The sequence below is a fragment of the Streptomyces sp. GbtcB7 genome, from assembly GCF_019091445.1.
Taxonomy (GTDB): Bacteria; Actinomycetota; Actinomycetes; order Streptomycetales; family Streptomycetaceae; genus Streptomyces; species Streptomyces mirabilis.
This window is the reverse complement of sequence record NZ_JAGXJM010000013.1, coordinates 123,742-140,793: the sequence shown is the minus strand read 5'-3', so window position 1 is coordinate 140,793 and position 17,052 is coordinate 123,742. Positions and strand designations below refer to the sequence as shown.

The following is a 17,052-nucleotide window of genomic DNA, read 5'->3' as shown; positions in this document are numbered from 1 at the left end:
GACCCCTTACAGCTTCATCAGGCTGGCGTCGTCGACCGAGGCCGAGTGGCGGGAACGGAAGAGCGACACGATGATCGCGAGCCCGACCACGACCTCCGCGGCGGCGACGACCATCGTGAAGAAGGCGATGATCTGGCCGTCGAGATTGCCGTGCATGCGGGAGAAGACGACGAACGCGAGGTTGCAGGCGTTGAGCATGAGCTCGACGCACATGAACACCACGATCGCGTTGCGTCTGATCAGCACGCCGGTGGCGCCGATCGTGAACAACAGGGCGGCGAGATAGAGGTAGTTGACCGGGTTCACTTGGACGCCTCCTCCGTCTTCGTGCGCTCCAGGCGTTCTTCGGCCCGCTGCTCCAGCGCCTTCAGATCGCTCAGCGCCTCGGTGGACACGTCACGGATCTGGCCGCGGTCCCGCAGCGTCTTGCTGACCGTCAGCTCGGACGGGGTGCCGTCCGGGAGGAGGCCCGCGATGTCCACCGCGTTGTGCCGGGCGTAGACACCGGGGGCCGGCAGCGGCGGTACGTGCTTGCCTTCCCGTACGCGCTGCTCGGACAGCTCGCGCTGGGTCTTGGCGCGCTCGGTGCGCTCGCGGTGCGTGAGCACCATGGCGCCGACGGCGGCCGTGATGAGCAGGGCGCCGGTGATTTCGAAGGCGAACACGTACTTCGTGAAGATGAGGGCGGCGAGGCCCTCCACGTTCCCGTTGGCGTTGGCCTTGCTCAGGCCGTTGAAGTCCTTCAGGGACGCGTTGCCGATGCCCGCGACCAGCAGGACGCCGAAGCCGAGTCCGCACACCAGGGCCAGCCAGCGCTGCCCCTTGATGGTCTCCTTCAGGGAGTCCGCCGCGGTGACACCGACGAGCATGACCACGAAGAGGAACAGCATCATGATCGCGCCGGTGTAGACGACGATCTGCACGACGCCCAGGAAATAGGCGCCGTTGGCGAGGTAGAACACCGCCAGGACGATCATGGTGCCGGCGAGACAGAGCGCGCTGTGCACGGCCTTCTTCATGAAGACGGTGCACAGGGCGCCGATCACGGCGACCGTGCCGAGGATCCAGAACTGGAAGGCCTCTCCGGTGGAGGTGGAGTAGACGGCGAGCTGCGCGCTCATGCCCCCACCCCCTCTTCCGTGGGCTTCTCGCCCTTGGAGACGGCTACTTGGCGCTCCGTGCCCGGCGCCGCCTCGGTCACCAGACCCTGGTAGTAGTCCTGCTCGTCCGTGCCGGGGAAGATCGAGTGCGGTGTGTCGACCATGCCCTCGTCGAGCCCGGCGAGCAGCTGCTCCTTGGTGTAGATGAGGTTGGCGCGGCTGGAGTCGGCGAGCTCGAACTCGTTCGTCATCGTGAGCGCGCGAGTGGGGCACGCCTCGATGCACAGGCCGCACAGGATGCAGCGGGCGTAGTTGATCTGGTAGACGCGGCCGTACCGCTCGCCCGGCGAGTAGCGCTCCTCGTCGGTGTTGTCCGCGCCCTCCACATAGATGGCGTCCGCGGGGCAGGCCCAGGCGCACAGCTCGCAGCCGATGCACTTCTCCAGACCGTCCGGGTGACGGTTGAGCTGGTGCCGGCCGTGGAACCGCGGGGCGGTGGTCTTCTGCTGCTCCGGGTACTGCTCCGTCAGGCGCTTCTTGAACATGGCCTTGAAGGTCACGCCGAAGCCGGCGACGGGGTTCTGGAAACCGGGCTTGGTCTCCTTCGGCTCCTCAGCCATCGGACCCCTCCTTTCCGTCACGAGTTCCGGCATTCGATCCGTCACTCGCAGTATCGGATCCACCACTGACAATCAACTCGCGCTCGCGGCGCGGTCGACGCCGCGGCACGGGTGGCAGCTCCTGTCCCGGCAGTGGCGGCACCGGGAATCCACCGGCCATCGGGTCGAAGGCGGCGGGCTCGGCGGGCGCTTCCCGCGCGCCCTGCTTGTCGCGGAAGATGTCCGCGGCGAACGAGAGCAGCAGCAGGACGAGGACACCGCCGCCGACGTACAGGGCGATGTCGGCGAAGTCGTAGTTCTCGTTCCTGAGGGTCCGTACGGTCGCGACGAGCATCAGCCAGACCACGGAGACCGGGATGAGGACCTTCCAGCCGAGCTTCATCAGCTGGTCGTAGCGGACGCGCGGCAGTGTGCCGCGCAGCCAGATGAAGAAGAACAGCAGCAGCTGCACCTTCACCACGAACCAGAGCATCGGCCACCAGCCGTGGTTGGCGCCCTCCCAGAAGGTGCTGATGGGCCACGGGGCCCGCCAGCCGCCCAGGAAGAGCGTGGTCGACACGGCCGAGACCGTCACCATGTTCACGTACTCGGCGAGCATGAACAGCGCGAACTTGATGGACGAGTACTCGGTGTTGAAACCGCCGACGAGGTCGCCCTCGGACTCCGGCATGTCGAAGGGGGCGCGGTTGGTCTCGCCGACCATCGTGATGATGTAGATCAGGAACGAGACCGGCAGCAGGATGATGTACCAGCGGTCGTGCTGCTGTTCGACGATCGTCGAGGTCGACATCGACCCGGAGTAGAGGAACACCGAGGCGAAAGCGGCGCCCATGGCGATCTCGTACGAGATCATCTGCGCGCAGGACCGCAGACCGCCCAGCAGCGGGTAGGTGGATCCAGAACTCCAACCCGCGAGCACGATCCCGTAGATGCCCACCGAGGCGACCGCGAGGATGTAGAGCATCGCGATCGGCAGGTCCGTGAGCTGCATCGTGGTGCGGTGGCCGAAGATCGAGATCTCGTTGTCGGCGGGTCCGAAGGGGATCACCGCGATCGCCATGAAGGCCGGGATGGCCGCGACGATCGGCGCGAGGACGTAGACCACCTTGTCCGCGCGTTTGACGATGACGTCTTCCTTGAGCATCAGTTTGACGCCGTCGGCGAGCGACTGGAGCATGCCCCAGGGGCCGTGCCGGTTGGGTCCGATGCGCAGCTGCATCCAGGCGACGACCTTGCGCTCCCACACGATCGAGAACAGCACGGTGATCATCAGGAAGGCGAAGCAGAAGACCGCCTTGACGACGACCAGCCACCAGGGGTCGCGGCCGAACATGGAGAGGTCTTCAGTGGCGAGGTACAGACCGCTCATGCCTCCACCTCCTTGGGGGCCTCGCCGACGAGCGTCGCCGGACCGATGCGGACGAGTGCGCCGGGCAGCGCCCCCGTGTCGGAGGCGACGCCTCCTCCGGCGGAGTTCAGCGGGAGCCAGACCACGCGGTCGGGCATCTCGGTGATCTGCAGCGGGAGTTCGACGGTTCCGGCGCTGCCGGTGACCGCGAGGAGGTCACCTTCCTTGACGCCCGCCTCGGCGGCCGTGGCCGCCGACACACGCGCGCGTGCCGCGTGCCGGGTCCCGGCGAGCGCGTCGTCACCCTCCTGGAGGCGGCCCTGGTCGAGCAGCAGCCGGTGGCCCGCGAGCACGGCCTCTCCCGCGGCGGGACGCGGCAGCGATGCCGCGATCTCCACAGGCCCGGTGGCCCGCAGGCCGCCCCAGGGACCGAGCCGGTCCAGCTCCCCGCGCGTGGTGCGCAGATCCGGCAGACCCAGGTGTACGTCCATGGCGTCGGCGAGCATCTGCAGGACACGCGCGTCGGTGGGCGCCAGGCCGCGGGTCATCTGGTCGGGCTTGAGCGCGGCCTCGAAGAAGCGCACCCTGCCCTCCCAGTTCAGGAAGGTGCCCGCCTTCTCGGCGACCGCGGCCACCGGGAGGACGACATCCGCGTGCTCGGTGACCTCACCGGGCCGCTGTTCGAGCGACACCAGGAAGCCGACTTCGGAAAGGGCCGCACGCGCGCGTGCCGGGTCGGGAAGGTCGGCGACCTCCACGCCCGCCACCACCAGGGCCCGCAGCTCCCCGCCGACGGCGGCCTCGACGATCTGGCCGGTGTCGCGCCCGTAGCGGTGCGGGAGCTCGGAGACGCCCCAGGCGGCCGCGACCTCCTCCCGCGCGCGCGGGTCGGTGGCAGGACGCCCGCCCGGCAGCAGCGACGGCAGCGCGCCCGCCTCGATCGCGCCGCGCTCCCCGGCACGGCGCGGGATCCACACCAGTGTGGCGCCGGTCGCGGACGCGGCCCGCACGGCGGCGGTGAGGCCGCCCGCCACGCCCGCGAGCCGCTCGCCGACGACGATCACCGCACCCTCGGTGCGCAGCGCCTCGGCGGCCTTGGCACCGTCGCCCGCCAGCCCGATGCCGCTCGCGAGGGCGTCCAGCCACTCGGTCTCGGTACCGGGCGCGGCGGGCAGCAGCGTGCCGCCCGCCTTGTCCAGGCCGCGTGTCGCGTACGTGGCGAGCGAGAACGTCTTCTGTCCGTGTCCGCGCCAGGCCTTGCGCAGCCGCAGGAAGACTCCGGGCGCCTCCTCCTCGGACTCGAAGCCGACGAGCAGGACGGCGGGCGCCTTCTCCAAAGAGGTGTACGTGAGGCCCGTACCGTCGAGGTCCCGTCCGTGTCCGGCGACCCGGGAGGCCAGGAAGTCGGCCTCCTCGGCGCTGTGCACACGCGCGCGGAAGTCGATGTCGTTCGTGTCGAGGGCCACGCGCGCGAACTTGCTGTAGGCGTAGGCGTCCTCGACGGTGAGACGGCCACCGGTCAGGACGCCGGTCCGGCCGCGGGCCGCCGACAGGCCCCGGGCCGCCGCCTCCAGGGCCTCGGGCCACGAAGCGGGCTCCAGTTCACCCGACTCACGCCGTACAAGGGGTGTCTCGAGCCGGTCCCGCTGCTGCGCGTACCGGAACCCGAACCGCCCCTTGTCGCAGAGCCACTCCTCGTTGACCTCGGGGTCGGGGGAGGCCAGGCGCCGCATGACCTTGCCGCGCCGGTGGTCGGTGCGGGTCGCGCAGCCGCCCGCGCAGTGCTCGCACACCGAGTGCGAGGAGACGAGGTCGAACGGACGCGAGCGGAAGCGATACGCCGCCGAAGTCAGCGCGCCCACCGGGCAGATCTGGATGGTGTTCCCGGAGAAGTACGACTCGAACGGGTCGCCCTCGCCGGTGCCGACCTGCTGGAGCGCGCCCCGCTCGATCAGCTCGATCATCGGGTCGCCGGCGATCTGGTTGGAGAAGCGGGTGCACCGGGCGCACAGCACGCACCGCTCCCGGTCGAGCAGCACCTGCGTGGAGATCGGCACCGGCTTCTCGTAGGTCCGCTTCTTGCCCTCGAAGCGGGATTCGGCGTTGCCGTGCGACATCGCCTGGTTCTGCAGCGGGCACTCGCCGCCCTTGTCGCAGACCGGGCAGTCCAGCGGGTGGTTGATGAGCAACAGCTCCATCACACCGTGCTGGGCCTTTTCGGCGACGGGCGAGGTGAGGTGAGTCTTCACCACCATTCCGTCCGTACACGTGATCGTGCAGGACGCCATGGGCTTGCGCTGGCCCTCGACCTCGACGATGCACTGGCGGCAGGCGCCGGCCGGGTCGAGCAGCGGATGGTCGCAGAAGCGGGGGATCTCGATGCCGAGCTGTTCGGCGGCCCGGATGACCAGGGTGCCCTTGGGCACGCTGATCTCGGCTCCGTCGATCGTCAGCGAGACGAGATCCTCCGGCGGAACCGCCGCCTCTCCCCCTCCCGAGGGAGCGCTGGTGGTCACCGTCATGCGTTCACCTCCGTGCGGTCGGCCCAAGCCGTGGACTTGGCCGGGTCAAAGGGGCAGCCGCGGCCCGTGATGTGCTCCTCGTACTCCTGGCGGAAGTACTTGAGCGAGGAGAAGATCGGCGAGGCGGCGCCGTCGCCGAGGGCGCAGAACGACTTGCCGTTGATGTTGTCGGCGATGTCGTTGAGCTTGTCGAGGTCCGACATGACGCCCTTGCCGGCCTCGATGTCGCGCAGCAACTGCACGAGCCAGTACGTCCCTTCGCGGCAGGGCGTGCACTTGCCGCAGGACTCGTGGGCGTAGAACTCGGTCCACCGGGTGACCGCCCGCACGACGCAGGTCGTCTCGTCGAAGCACTGGAGTGCTTTTGTGCCGAGCATGGAACCCGCGGCACCCACTCCTTCGTAATCAAGAGGGACGTCGAGGTGCTCGTCGGTGAACATCGGGGTCGAGGAGCCGCCCGGCGTCCAGAACTTCAACCGGTGGCCGGGGCGCATCCCGCCGCTCATCTCGAGGAGTTGACGGAGTGTGATGCCGAGCGGAGCCTCGTACTGGCCGGGGCTGGCGACGTGGCCGCTGAGCGAGTACAGCGTGAAGCCCGGGGACTTCTCACTGCCCATCGACCTGAACCATTCCTTGCCTTTTCGGAGGATTGCGGGAACTGACGCGATCGACTCGACGTTATTCACCACAGTCGGGCACGCGTAGAGGCCCGCGACAGCTGGGAAGGGGGGACGGAGCCGCGGTTGACCACGGCGGCCTTCGAGCGAGTCGAGCAGTGCGGTCTCCTCACCGCAGATGTACGCGCCCGCGCCCGCGTGCACGGTGAGCTTGAGGTCGAGTCCGCTGCCGAGGATGTTCTCGCCCAGGTAGCCCGCCGCGTAGGCCTCTCGAACGGCCTCGTGCAACCGCCGCAACACGGGGACGACTTCACCGCGGAGATAGATGAACGCATGCGAAGACCGGATGGCATAACACGCGATCACAATGCCCTCGATGAGGCTGTGCGGGTTCGCGAAGAGGAGCGGGATGTCCTTGCAGGTTCCCGGCTCCGATTCGTCGGCGTTGACAACTAGATAGTGAGGTTTGCCATCGCCCTGAGGAATGAACTGCCACTTCATTCCGGTGGGGAATCCCGCGCCGCCCCGGCCGCGCAGACCGGAGTCCTTGACGTACGCGATCAGGTCGTCCGGCGACATGGCCAGCGCCTTGCGCAGCCCCTCGTACCCCTCGTGCCTCCGGTAGACGTCCAGCGACCAGGACTTCTCCTCGTCCCAGAAGGCCGACAGCACGGGTGCGAGCAGCTTCTCCGGGCTGGTCTCGTCGATCTCGGGTGCCAACGTCATCACTCCCCCTCCTCGGCTGCGGGACCCGCCGGGTGCGACGGATCGGAGGCCGATGTGTCCTGCGGCGCGTCGTGCGAGCTCAGGTGCTCGGCCGGCGGCTGGTCCTGCGGTGCCCGGCCGCCTCGTGGGTGGACCACGCGTGCCTGGACGCTCTCCCCCTTGGCCAGGCGGAGACCGATCAGTGAGGCGGGGCCCGCGCTGCCGCCCGCCTCCACGGCTCCCTCGCGCTCGTCGGGGAAGCCCGCCAGGATCCGCGCGGTGTCCTTGAAGGTGCACAAGGGGGCGCCGCGGGTGGGTGCGACCTGTGCTCCCGTGCGCAGGTCATCCACGAGGCGCTTCGCGGAGGCCACGGTCTGGTTGTCGAAGAACTCCCAGTTGACCATCACGACCGGTGCGAAGTCGCAGGCCGCGTTGCACTCGATGTGCTCCAGCGTGACCTTGCCGTCGTCGGTGGTCTCGCCGTTGCCGACGCCCAGGTGGTCCTGCAGGGCCTCGAAGATCGCGTCGCCGCCCATGACCGCGCACAGGGTGTTGGTGCACACACCCACCTGGTAGTCACCGCTCGGCTTGCGCCGGTACATCGAGTAGAAGGTCGCGACAGCGGTGACCTCGGCCGTGGTCAGGTTCAGTACGTCCGCGCAGAACCGCTGCCCCGTGCGCGTGACATGGCCCTCCTCCGACTGCACGAGATGCAGCAACGGAAGGAGCGCCGAACGGGAGTCCGGGTAGCGGGCGACGATCTCGCGCGCGTCCGCCTCGAGCCGGGCTCGGACGTCGTCCGGATAGTCGGGCGCGGGCAGTTGGGGCATGCCCAGGCTGACGCCCTCGGGGGTGGTGGTCACCGGTCGACGCCTCCCATCACGGGGTCGATGGACGCGACGGCGACGATGACGTCGGCGACCTGGCCGCCCTCGCACATCGCCGCCATGGCCTGCAGATTGGTGAAGGACGGGTCGCGGAAGTGGACCCGGTAGGGGCGGGTGCCTCCGTCGGACACGACGTGCACCCCGAGCTCGCCCTTGGGCGACTCGACCGCCGCGTACGTCTGTCCCGGCGGGACGCGGAAGCCCTCGGTCACCAGCTTGAAGTGGTGGATCAGGGCCTCCATGGAGGTGCCCATGATCTTCTTGATGTGGTCGAGGGAGTTGCCGAGACCGTCGGGGCCCAGTGCGAGCTGGGCGGGCCAGGCGATCTTCTTGTCGGTGACCATGACCGGGCCGGGCTGCAGCCGGTCCAGGCACTGCTCGACGATGTGCAGCGACTGGCGCATTTCCTCCAGGCGGATCAGGAAGCGCCCGTAGGAGTCGCAGGTGTCGGCGGTCGGGATCTCGAAGTCGTACGTCTCGTAGCCGCAGTACGGCTGGGCCTTGCGCAGGTCGTGCGGCAGGCCCGCGGAGCGCAGGATCGGGCCGGTGGCGCCGAGGGCCATGCAGCCGGCCAGGTCGAGGTAGCCGACGTCCTGCATACGTGCCTTGAAGATGGGGTTCCCGGTGGCGAGCTTGTCGTACTCGGGAAGGTTCTTGTGCATCTTCTTCACGAACTCGCGGATCTGGTCCACCGCGCCGGGCGGCAGGTCCTGGGCGAGTCCGCCGGGGCGGATGTACGCGTGGTTCATCCGCAGGCCGGTGATCAGCTCGTAGATGTCGAGAATGAGTTCACGATCGCGGAACCCGTAGATCATGATCGTGGTGGCGCCGAGTTCCATGCCTCCGGTGGCGATGCACACCAGGTGGGAGGAGAGCCGGTTCAGCTCCATCAGGAGGACGCGGATGATCGAGGCGCGGTCGGGGATCTGGTCCTCGATGCCGAGGAGCTTCTCGACGGCGAGACAGTAGGCCGTCTCGTTGAAGAACGGCGTCAGATAGTCCATGCGCGTCACGAACGTGGTGCCCTGGGTCCACGTGCGGAACTCGAGGTTCTTCTCGATGCCGGTGTGGAGGTAGCCGATGCCGCAGCGGGCCTCGGTGACCGTCTCACCGTCGATCTCCAGGATGAGCCGGAGCACGCCGTGGGTGGACGGGTGCTGCGGGCCCATGTTGACGATGATGCGTTCGTCGTCGGACTTCGCCGCGGACTGGGCGATCTCGTCCCAGTCGCCACCGGTGACCGTATATACGGTGCCCTCGGTCGTCTCCCGCGCCGCCGCGGCGGACGCGCCGGAAGAAGGGGTCTGCGTGCTCATGAGTACGACCTCCGCTGGTCCGGAGCAGGGATCTGGGCGCCCTTGTACTCGATGGGGATGCCACCGAGGGGGTAGTCCTTGCGCTGCGGGTGGCCCTGCCAGTCGTCCGGCATCATGATCCGCGTCAGTGCCGGGTGGCCGTCGAAGATCAGGCCGAAGAAGTCGTACGTCTCGCGCTCGTGCCAGTCGTTCGTCGGGTAGACGGAGACGAGCGAGGGGACGTGCGGGTCGGCGTCGGGGGCGCTGACTTCGAGGCGGATCAGCCGGTTGTGGGTGATCGAGCGCAGGTGGTAGACGGCGTGCAGCTCCCGGCCCTTGTCGCTGGGGTAGTGCACTCCGCTCACGCCCGTGCACAGTTCGAAGCGCAGGGCCGGGTCGTCGCGGAGGGTCTGGGCGACCCGGACCAGGTACTCGCGTTCGATGTGGAAGGTGAGCTCGTCGCGGTCGACGATCGTCTTCTCGATGGCGTTGTCGGGGACGAGTCCCTGTTCCTCCAGGGCGCCTTCCAGCTCGTCGGCGACCTCGTCGAACCAGCCGCCGTAGGGGCGGGTGGCCGGGCCGGGCAGCCGGACGGAGCGGACCAGGCCTCCGTAGCCGGTGGTGTCGCCGCCGTTGTTGGCGCCGAACATGCCGCGCTGGACGCGGATCTCCTCACCGCCCTCGCCGCGCTGGCCGGGGAGGTTCGAGGCGCCGAGGTCCTTCTCGGGGTTCACCCCGTTGCCGTTCGCGTCACTCACCGCAGCAGGCCCTTCATCTCGATGGTGGGGAGCGCCTTGAGCGCCGCTTCCTCCGCCTCGCGGGCCGCCTCCTCGGCGTTCACACCGAGCTTGGAGGTCTGGATCTTCTGGTGGAGCTTGAGGATCGCGTCGATCAGCATCTCGGGCCGCGGCGGACAGCCGGGCAAATAGATGTCGACCGGGACGATGTGGTCGACGCCCTGCACAATGGCGTAGTTGTTGAACATTCCGCCCGATGAGGCACAGACCCCCATGGAGATCACCCACTTGGGGTTGGGCATCTGGTCATAGACCTGCCGCAGCACCGGCGCCATCTTCTGACTGACGCGGCCGGCGACGATCATGAGGTCGGCCTGGCGCGGTGAGCCGCGGAAGACCTCCATGCCGAAGCGCGCGAGGTCGTAGCGGCCCGCGCCGGTCGTCATCATCTCGATGGCGCAGCAGGCGAGTCCGAACGTGGCGGGGAAGACGGACGCCTTACGCACCCAGCCCGCGGCCTGCTCGACGGTGGTCAGCAGGAATCCGCTCGGCAGCTTTTCTTCGAGTCCCATGTCTTAAAGGCCCCTCAGTCCCATTCCAGGCCGCCGCGCCGCCATACGTACGCGTACGCGACGAAGACGGTGAGCACGAAGAGCAGCATCTCCACGAGCCCGAAAACACCCAGGGCGTCGAAGGTGACGGCCCAGGGGTAGAGGAAGACGATCTCGATGTCGAAGACGATGAAGAGCATCGCCGTCAGGTAGTACTTGATGGGGAAGCGCCCGCCGCCGGCCGGCGTGGGGGTCGGCTCGATACCGCACTCGTAGGCCTCGAGCTTGGCCCGGTTGTATCGCTTTGGACCGATAAGCGTGGCCATGACCACGGAGAAGATCGCAAAGCCTGCCCCGAGGGCTCCCAGTACGAGGATCGGCGCATACGCGTTCACGCTCCTCGCTCCTCTCAGTCGGCACTGACTGCTGGCGGTTGCGTCAGGCAAGCACTTCCGCCCCACCCGTCCCACGAACCCCGTGCGTCCCGACGAAGATCGCGTACATGTGAAGCAGGTCACAAGCCCAACTGCCTCGCATCTTATGCCCGCCGGTCTGTGATCTGCGACACGGGGTATTGCACAAGCTTTGTGATCTCCACCACCTGACGAACGATCATGAAGTCGGATGAGCAGTGATCTTCATACGCGAAGCGTCCGAGCGATCACCAGATGTGACATTTCCGCTCGTCACCACAGGTCCGGGGCGGCGTCTCAATATCAAGAGACTTCCCACGCATGCAAATTGGTGCTGGACGCGGGGGCTTGATAGAGGAGCGCGTTCACACATCAGGGGAGGGGGGTGGACGGATGTGGACGATCATCGGCGCGTGCATGCGTTCACGAGCACGGGGCAGTCGAGAGGTGCGCGCGAGACGCCGCTACCCCGGTGACCGTTCCGTGACCTGCGTCACATCGATCTATGGGTCGGATAAGCGGGCCTTGGCCACAGGCTGCAACCAGTGGTAGGCAGAGGGCAATTCGGACGTAATGCGGAAAGGGCATGATCACAGGCTTGATCATCTCTGTCCAAAATGCCCGTTACGGCGTCAATAAAGAGTGACGCGCCCCGGATTCGGCCGCGGATTGAACAACTGTGGCGCACCACACGTTTCTTGAAGGTATGAGGGAGTCCCTGATACCGGTTGTACCCATGTCCCACACCGCTCACATACGCAACCACCGGAAGCCCCGCCGCAACGCGTCGACGCTAGCGATGCGCGCCGGAGTTGCCGGTGGCGTTCTCAGCACCTTGGCCGTGGCCGGTGCGGCTGGTTCGGCGAACGCGGCCGAGCCCGTGACCCAGACCCTCGAACTGCCCACCCTGACGGCCGACCTGGCCACTCAGTTGGCGCAGTCCGCGGACGCCACGCAGCAGGCAGCTGCGAACTACGAGCTGCAGGCCGAGCGCGACGCGGCCGCCGCAAAGGCCGCGAAGCAGGCCAAGGCGGACCTCGCGGACGCCAAGAAGAAGGCCGAGGCCAAGAAGAAGGCCGAGGACGCGCGGAAGGCCGCGGCCGCCCAGGCCGCCTCCCGGTCGTCCACGCGGACCGTCCTGTCCAGCTCCGCGGGCTCCTCGAGTTCGACCGTCTCCGCCCCGGCCAGCGGCAGTGTCGCCACCGTCATCGCCTTCCTCAAGGCTCAGGTCGGCGACGCGTACGTGATGGGCGGTACGGGCCCCAACGCCTGGGACTGCTCCGGCCTCGTGCAGGCCGCGTTCCGGCAGGTCGGTGTCGACCTGCCGCGCGTCTCGCAGGACCAGTCGACGTCCGGTACGCCGGTCTCGCTGTCCAACATCCAGGTCGGCGACATCCTGTACTGGGGTTCGGCCGGTTCGGCGTACCACGTGGGTGTGTACATCGGTAACGGCCAGTACCTGGACGCGGCCAACCCCTCCAAGGGTGTGGTGATTCAGGACCTTTCGGGCTACCCGGCCACGGGCGCGGTGCGCGTTCTCTGAGTCGCGGGACCTTGTGAGTCATACGACGTGAAGGCCGCCACCCGAGTGGGTGGCGGCCTCGTCGTGCTGTCCCCGGGGGGGGAGACCGCCCCCGGAGGCCGCCCGGGCCCCCGGGCGACCCCGTGATGGCGTCAGGCCTTCGGTGCCACCTTCGAGAGGCCGTTGATGATGCGGTCCATCGCGTCGCCGCCGGTCGGGTCCGTGAGGTTCGCGAGCATCTTGAGGGTGAACTTCATCAGGAGCGGGTGGGTCAGGCCGCGCTGGGTCGCGATCTTCATGACCTTCGGGTTGCCGATGAGCTTCACGAAGGCGCGGCCGAGGGTGTAGTAGCCGCCGTAGGTGTCCTTGAGGACACGGGGGTAGCGCTGAAGGGCCAGTTCTCGCTGGGTGGGGGTCGAGCGGGCGTGGGCCTGCACGATGACGTCCGCCGCGATCTGGCCGGACTCCATGGCGTAGGCGATGCCCTCGCCGTTGAAGGGGTTGACCAGGCCGCCGGCGTCGCCGACCAGCAGCAGACCCTTGGTGTAGTGCGGTTGACGGTTGAAGGCCATGGGGAGCGCGGCACCGCGGATCGGGCCGGTCATGTTCTCCGGTGTGTAGCCCCAGTCCTCCGGCATGGACGCGCACCAGGCCTTCAGGACCTCGCGCCAATCCAGCTCCTTGAAGGAGTCGGAGGTGTTGAGCACGCCGAGGCCGACGTTCGAGGTGCCGTCGCCCATGCCGAAGATCCAGCCGTAGCCGGGCAGCAGACGGTCCTCGGCGCCCCGGCGGTCCCACAGCTCCAGCCAGGACTCCAGGTAGTCGTCCTCGTGGCGCGGGGACGTGAAGTACGTACGGACCGCGACACCCATCGGGCGGTCCTCGCGGCGGTGCAGGCCCATCGCCAGGGACAGGCGGGTGGAGTTGCCGTCGGCGGCGACGACCAGCGGCGCGTGGAAGGTGACCTCGCGCTTCTCCCCCGCGTCGCCCAGCTTCGCGTGCACGCCCGTGATGCGGCCGGTGCGGTCGTCGATGATGGGGGCGCCGACGTTGCAGCGCTCGTACAGCCGCGCGCCCGCCTTCTGCGCCTGCCGGGCCAGCTGCTCGTCGAAGTCGTCGCGCTTGCGGACGAGTCCGTAGTCCGGGTAGGAGGCGAGATCCGGCCAGTCCAGCTGGAGGCGGACGCCGCCGCCGATGATGCGCAGGCCCTTGTTGCGCAGCCAGCCGGCCTCTTCGGAGATGTCGATCCCCATGGAGACGAGCTGCTTGGTGGCGCGCGGGGTCAGGCCGTCACCGCAGACCTTCTCCCTCGGGAACGCGGTCTTCTCCAGGAGCAGGACGTCGAGTCCGGCCTTCGCCAGGTAGTACGCGGTCGTGGAACCGGCTGGTCCAGCCCCGACGACGATCACATCTGCGGTGTTTTCGGAGAGGGGTTGGGGCTCGGTCACGGCGGGGTCTCCCCAAGACTCGAAATCTGCGTGCTGACGGGCACTGGACATGGGCAGTCTATGCAGCGGTACTGATCACCTGGCTGAAGGGTTGCCCCGTGAACCGAGCTCTCCCCGACGTACGGCTGCGTGTCCCCACCGACGAGGACGCGTTCGCCTGGCACCGGATCTTCGCCGACCCCGAGGTCATGGAGTTCCACGGTGGGAAGGCGGCCGAACTGTCGGTGTACGAGGAGCTCACCGCACGCCAGCGCCGGCACGACGCCGAACTCGGTTTCTGTCTGTGGACCCTGGTCGACGCGGAGGGTGAGGTGCTGGGCTTCACCGGGGCGCAGCCGTGGCCGCGCGAGTGGGGGCCGAAGGGCGAGATCGAGATCGGGTGGCGGCTCGGCAGGGCGCATTGGGGCAAGGGGTACGTCACCGCCGCCGCGCTCACCACCCTGGAGCGGGTGCGCGCGGCGGGCGTCTCGGATGTCGTCGCCGTGGTCAGAGCCGGCAACGAGCGCTCCATCGCCGTGACCCGACGCGTCGGCATGGAACTGGCCGAGGCCTTCACCCATCCCGCGACGGCCGAACCCGCCCACTGCTACCGCCTCGCCCTCTGACGGCTTCCGGAAGGCCGCCTCACGGTTTCTGGCAGCCACCCGACGGCTTCCGGAAGGGCCGGGCCCTGGCTTACCCTTCCGATACCGCTGGGGGTGACGTCCGTGCGCCAGACACCCAAGACACCCGAAGTGCGCGTGCCGCGGCTCATCGGCCTGATGGCCGTGGACGCACGCGAGACGGCCGACGCGCGAGGTGTGCTGCTCGCCGCGCCCGACCGGCCCGACTTCCATCTCACCGTCGTCGACTACGTCGTACGCCAATATCCGCCGCCCGGCTCCGAGGTGCCGCGCGGGGCCGTGGTCACCGTGTGGTTCGACCTCGGTGACGCGGAGGGCGGCGCGGGTGTGCGGGAGCCGCGGCTGCCGGGTCCGCCGTCGGGCGGCATGCGCCGTGAGCTCGACGAGCCCGGGGACCCGTTCGAGGTGCTCAGGTGAGACAGCCGCTCTCCGGAACCGGGAGCGGCAGCTCGCCCGGAGGCGATGTCAGGCGACGCTTGCCCGAGGGACGCGTTGGCCGCCTGCCCGAGGGACGCGTTGGCCGCCTGCCCGGAGGACGCGTCAGGCGGCCTTGAAGCCCCGGTGCAGGGCCACCACGCCGCCCGTCAGGTTCCGCCAGGCCACCTTCGACCAGCCGGCCTTGCGCAGCTTCTCGGCGAGCTCGGGCTGGTTCGGCCAGGCGCGGATGGACTCGGCGAGATAGACGTACGCGTCGGGGTTGGAGGACACGGCACGGGCGACCGGCGGCAGCGCGCGCATCAGGTACTCGGTGTAGACCGTGCGGAACGGTGCCCAGGTGGGGTGCGAGAACTCGCAGATCACGACCCGGCCGCCGGGCTTGGTCACCCGGTACAGCTCGCTCAGCGCCGTGTCGGTCTCCTGGACGTTGCGCAGGCCGAAGGAGATCGTCACCGCGTCGAAGGTGTCGTCCTTGAAGGGCAGCTTCGTCGCGTCGCCCGCGGTCAGCGGCAGCCAGGGGTGGTTCTTCTTGCCGACCCGCAGCATGCCGAGCGAGAAGTCGCAGGGCACGACATACGCGCCGGTGCGGGCGAAGGGGAGGGACGAGGTCGCCGTACCGGCCGCCAGGTCCAGGATCTTCTGCGCGGGGCGCGCGTCGACCGCCTTCGCGACCTCCCTGCGCCACACCCGGTCCTGGCCGAGCGACAGCACGTCGTTCGTCAGGTCGTACCGTTCCGCCACGTCGTCGAACATCGAGGCGACTTCGTGCGGCTGCTTGTCCAGGGATGCGCGGGTCACGCTCCCATTGTGGCAGTACGAGCCGGGCGACTCTCCAGCGCCCGGCCCGTACGCCGGTCTCACACGCCCCCTTCAGGGGAGCAGCTTCGGCTTCTTCTTGGCGGCCACGTCCTCGACCCAGCCGACCAGCGGGATGGCGACCCAGATCAGCACCCAGCCGATGCCGAACATGAACCACTGGCTCTCCAGCGGCAGCCACTTCTCGAAGGCGGGCACCTTCCAGAACTGGTCGATCAGCGGGACCGCGAGCACGAGGGCGATCTCGTGCCAGAGATAGATCGTCACCGCCCGCCCGTTGAAGATCGTCACGATCCGGTCGAGCCGCTTGAAGCGGGCGAGCCAGGCGAAGTCGACGTTGTAGTAGGCCTTGAAATACATCAGCAGCGTCACGAAGCCGGCCGACCAGAAGGTCTGCGCGACGGGGACCTCGTCCAGGTCGTACGTACCGAACTCCGCCTGGTGCGCGAAGGCGTACCAGCCGCCGTACGCCAGGAGGGCGAGCGACGCCAGGATCACCAGGGCCGGCTTCAGCCGCTGGAGCACGCCCTCGCGGTGCGCGAAGCCGACCAGCCAGCAGAACAGGAAGGTGGCGAAGTCCGTCAGGCCGCTGCCGAAGCGGTTGTACGGCGGCTGCCAGGCGTACTGGAAGACCAGGATCGGGGCGAGGGAGAGGAGCAGGACCGGGAGGGGGGCCTTGCGGAAGACCTTGAGGAGCAGCGGTGACATCAGGACGAACCAGAGGTACGTCCGCAGGTACCAGAGGATCTCCCAGGCCTGGATGCCCCACTGGTTGCCCGGCGGGTCGCCGACCGGCACGATCCAGAAGACGATCTGCCAGCCCGGCATCCAGTCGTGGATCAGCATCGCCATCACGACGAAGAAGCCCCAGAACCAGAAGGGCGGCAGCAGCCGTCGCATCCGGCTCTTGACCACCTTGAGCGCGGGGCGTTCCAGGGACTTGGCCATGAGTGAGCCGGCGAGCGCGAACATCACGCCCATCGACGGGAAGACCAGGCCGGCCCAGGCCCAGCCGAAGGTGTGGTACGCCACGACACGGACCAGCGCGACGGCGCGCAGCGCGTCGAAGTAACGGTCGCGTCCGCCGCCCTTCGGCTTGGGCCCGGCATCCGGTTCGGATTCGGGTTCTGGCACCGACCTCGGTTCCGGTGCCGGTTCCGGTGCGGGTTCCGGTGCCGGTTCCGTCCGGGGCTCGGCCTGGACCGGGTCCATCTGGATGGTGTTCGAGGCCGCCACTTGCGGTTCTTCGGCAACGTACTGCCAGGGCTGCTCGTACTGGACGGGCTGCGCGGGCGGCCCGTATCCCTGGTCGTACTGGGGGTATCCCTGTCCGTACGGCTGCGGCGGCACCTGCTGCCCGTACCCGTAGCCGTACCCCTGCTGCCCCTGTTGTTCCGAGCCCCAGCTCAT

General features: G+C 68.4%; 17 protein-coding genes. 3 read left to right on the top strand and 14 right to left on the bottom strand.

Annotation, left to right across the window (positions count from 1 at the left end; translation table 11 throughout):
* Positions 1-6 precede the first annotated feature (6 nt).
* Genes nuoK through KVT44_RS22330 form a run of 11 tightly spaced genes read right to left on the bottom strand, consistent with a single transcriptional unit; the run spans position 7 to position 10,777 of the window.
* Positions 7-306, bottom strand: coding sequence for an NADH-quinone oxidoreductase subunit NuoK (gene nuoK / locus KVT44_RS22380; protein WP_018568277.1), 300 nt, complete (start codon positions 304-306; stop codon positions 7-9).
* Positions 303-1,121 (bottom strand): NADH-quinone oxidoreductase subunit J, encoded by an 819-nt coding sequence (locus tag KVT44_RS22375; RefSeq protein WP_099921206.1) that lies wholly within the window; start codon positions 1,119-1,121, stop codon positions 303-305. Before KVT44_RS22375 ends, nuoK begins: the two co-directional genes overlap by 4 nt.
* A complete protein-coding gene (nuoI, locus tag KVT44_RS22370) occupies positions 1,118-1,720 on the bottom strand; it encodes an NADH-quinone oxidoreductase subunit NuoI (RefSeq protein WP_181650401.1) in 603 nt (200 codons plus the stop codon). Before nuoI ends, KVT44_RS22375 begins: the two co-directional genes overlap by 4 nt.
* The gene (gene nuoH, locus KVT44_RS22365; protein WP_217568269.1) at positions 1,713-3,089 is read right to left on the bottom strand and encodes an NADH-quinone oxidoreductase subunit NuoH; all 1,377 of its coding nucleotides are present in this window, start codon (positions 3,087-3,089) and stop codon (positions 1,713-1,715) included. The genes nuoI and nuoH overlap by 8 nt, the downstream gene beginning before the upstream one ends.
* A complete protein-coding gene (locus KVT44_RS22360; protein WP_217568268.1) occupies positions 3,086-5,590 on the bottom strand; it encodes an NADH-quinone oxidoreductase subunit G in 2,505 nt (834 codons plus the stop codon). Before KVT44_RS22360 ends, nuoH begins: the two co-directional genes overlap by 4 nt.
* Positions 5,587-6,936, bottom strand: coding sequence for an NADH-quinone oxidoreductase subunit NuoF (gene nuoF, locus KVT44_RS22355; RefSeq protein ID WP_217568267.1), 1,350 nt, complete (start codon positions 6,934-6,936; stop codon positions 5,587-5,589). The genes KVT44_RS22360 and nuoF overlap by 4 nt, the downstream gene beginning before the upstream one ends.
* Positions 6,933-7,742: an NADH-quinone oxidoreductase subunit NuoE gene (nuoE, locus tag KVT44_RS22350; RefSeq protein WP_054232191.1), complete on the bottom strand. Its 810-nt coding sequence runs from the start codon at positions 7,740-7,742 to the stop codon at positions 6,933-6,935. Before nuoE ends, nuoF begins: the two co-directional genes overlap by 4 nt.
* A gap of 29 nt (positions 7,743-7,771) precedes the next feature.
* Positions 7,772-9,115, bottom strand: coding sequence for an NADH-quinone oxidoreductase subunit D (locus KVT44_RS22345; RefSeq protein ID WP_190169892.1), 1,344 nt, complete (start codon positions 9,113-9,115; stop codon positions 7,772-7,774).
* Positions 9,112-9,852 carry an NADH-quinone oxidoreductase subunit C gene (locus KVT44_RS22340; protein WP_060901540.1) on the bottom strand — a complete coding sequence of 247 codons (741 nt, stop codon included), beginning with the start codon at positions 9,850-9,852 and terminating at the stop codon, positions 9,112-9,114. Before KVT44_RS22340 ends, KVT44_RS22345 begins: the two co-directional genes overlap by 4 nt.
* Entirely contained in the window at positions 9,849-10,403 is a 555-nt protein-coding gene (locus KVT44_RS22335; protein ID WP_053743379.1) for an NADH-quinone oxidoreductase subunit B family protein, read from the bottom strand. Before KVT44_RS22335 ends, KVT44_RS22340 begins: the two co-directional genes overlap by 4 nt.
* Positions 10,404-10,417: 14 nt before the next feature.
* Positions 10,418-10,777 carry an NADH-quinone oxidoreductase subunit A gene (locus tag KVT44_RS22330; RefSeq protein ID WP_007383963.1) on the bottom strand — a complete coding sequence of 120 codons (360 nt, stop codon included), beginning with the start codon at positions 10,775-10,777 and terminating at the stop codon, positions 10,418-10,420.
* Positions 10,778-11,501: 724 nt separating this feature from the next.
* Between KVT44_RS22330 and KVT44_RS22325 the strand changes: the two genes are divergently transcribed.
* A complete protein-coding gene (locus KVT44_RS22325; RefSeq protein ID WP_060901541.1) occupies positions 11,502-12,338 on the top strand; it encodes a C40 family peptidase in 837 nt (278 codons plus the stop codon).
* A gap of 131 nt (positions 12,339-12,469) precedes the next feature.
* Here KVT44_RS22325 and KVT44_RS22320 read toward each other — a convergent pair whose 3' ends face one another.
* Positions 12,470-13,765, bottom strand: coding sequence for a geranylgeranyl reductase family protein (locus KVT44_RS22320; protein ID WP_054232148.1), 1,296 nt, complete (start codon positions 13,763-13,765; stop codon positions 12,470-12,472).
* A gap of 98 nt (positions 13,766-13,863) precedes the next feature.
* Between KVT44_RS22320 and KVT44_RS22315 the strand changes: the two genes are divergently transcribed.
* A complete protein-coding gene (locus KVT44_RS22315; RefSeq protein WP_190169891.1) occupies positions 13,864-14,370 on the top strand; it encodes a GNAT family N-acetyltransferase in 507 nt (168 codons plus the stop codon).
* Between the two features lie 102 nt (positions 14,371-14,472).
* The gene (locus KVT44_RS22310; protein WP_190169890.1) at positions 14,473-14,805 is read left to right on the top strand and encodes a PASTA domain-containing protein; all 333 of its coding nucleotides are present in this window, start codon (positions 14,473-14,475) and stop codon (positions 14,803-14,805) included.
* A 123-nt stretch (positions 14,806-14,928) separates the two neighbouring features.
* On the opposite strand, the gene KVT44_RS22305 is transcribed toward KVT44_RS22310, so the two are convergent.
* Positions 14,929-15,624: a demethylmenaquinone methyltransferase gene (locus KVT44_RS22305; RefSeq protein WP_054232146.1), complete on the bottom strand. Its 696-nt coding sequence runs from the start codon at positions 15,622-15,624 to the stop codon at positions 14,929-14,931.
* Positions 15,625-15,696: 72 nt separating this feature from the next.
* Positions 15,697-17,052 (bottom strand): acyltransferase, encoded by a 1,356-nt coding sequence (locus tag KVT44_RS22300; RefSeq protein ID WP_217568266.1) that lies wholly within the window; start codon positions 17,050-17,052, stop codon positions 15,697-15,699.